General features: G+C 69.5%; 1 protein-coding gene. It reads left to right on the top strand.

Annotated elements, in window-relative coordinates:
• Positions 1–68: 68 nt before the first annotated feature.
• Positions 69–1,234, top strand: a protein-coding gene (locus tag D0Z06_RS25040; RefSeq protein ID WP_117380251.1) for an IS3 family transposase whose coding sequence is annotated in 2 segments (ribosomal slippage) — positions 69–363 and positions 363–1,234 — 1,167 coding nt in all. Because the reading frame shifts where the segments join, the coding sequence is not laid out codon by codon here.
• Positions 1,235–1,273: the final 39 nt, after the last annotated feature.

Below are 1,273 nucleotides of genomic sequence, written 5' to 3'. Positions count from 1 at the left end.
TGGGACTGCCCCCGGTTCAGTTGACTCCTTGCCTGTGAGGCTGCGGCCTCGCTGGAAGGATCAGCATCGTGCCCAAGCCGTTCCCGCCGGAGTTCCGGCGTGACGTCATCGCCGTGGCCCGTAAGGGCGAGGCGTCGATCGCCCAGATCGCCCGCGACTTCGGGATCTCGGAGTCCTGCCTGGCCCGCTGGCTGAAGATCGCCGACCGCGAGGACGGCCTGGCTCCACCGGCCAGCGGTGACCGTGGCGGCGGGTCGAAGGACGACTCCGCGGAGCTGCGCGAGCTGCGCCGGCGCAACAAGCTGCTGGAGCAGGAGAACGAGATCCTGCGGCGGGCGACGGCCTACTTCGCCCGCGACGTGCTCCCAAAATGATCTACCCGCTGGTCCGTGAACTCGCCGCCGAGCACATCCCTGTCGCGGTGACCTGCCGGGTGCTGGGCTTCTCTCCGCAGGCCTTCTACGCCTGGTGCAAGAACCCGGTGAGTCAGCGCGACTGGGACGACGCGCACCTGATCAACGCCGCCTACGACATCCACGCCGACGATCCCGCCTTCGGCTACCGGTTCATCGCCGACGAGCTCCGCGAACGGGGCATCCGCGCGGGTGAGAATCGGGTCGCCCGGCTGTGCTCGGCTCAGCGGATCTGGTCGGTCTTCGCCAAGAAGCCCGGGCTGAACCGCGCCTCCGGTCCGCCGGTGCACGACGACCTGGTCGACCGCCAGTTCACCGCCACCGCGCCCAACGTCACCTGGCTGACCGACATCACCGAGCACCCGACCGCCGAGGGCAAGCTCTACCTCTGCGCAATCAAGGACGTCTTCTCCGGGCGGATCGTCGGCTACTCCATCGACTCGCGGATGAAGGCGTCGCTGGCGGTGGCCGCACTCAACAGCGCGATCGCCCGCCGCAGCCCGGTCGGGACCGTGGTGCACTCCGACCGCGGCAGCCAATTCCGGTCGAACGCCTACGTCCGCACCCTGGCCAACCACGGCCTGGTCGGCTCCATGGGCCGGGTCGGGGCCTGCGGGGACAACGCCGCGATGGAGTCCTTCTTCGCGCTGCTGCAGAAGAACGTGCTCGACCGGCAGCGCTGGGCCACCCGCGAGGAGCTCCGGCTGGCGATCATCACCTGGATCGAGCGCACCTACCACCGCCGCCGGCGGCAACGCCGCCTGGGCCGGCTCACCCCGGTCGAATACGAGACACTCACCCACGCCGCAGCAGCGGCCTAACCCCTACCGAAGAGAGTCAACCGGACTGGGGGCAGTCCC

It is taken from the genome of Geodermatophilus marinus (assembly GCF_003428645.1).
Taxonomy (GTDB): Bacteria; Actinomycetota; Actinomycetes; order Mycobacteriales; family Geodermatophilaceae; genus Geodermatophilus.
Note: the sequence above shows the minus strand (reverse complement) of the source record. Positions and strands in the feature narration are given on the sequence as shown.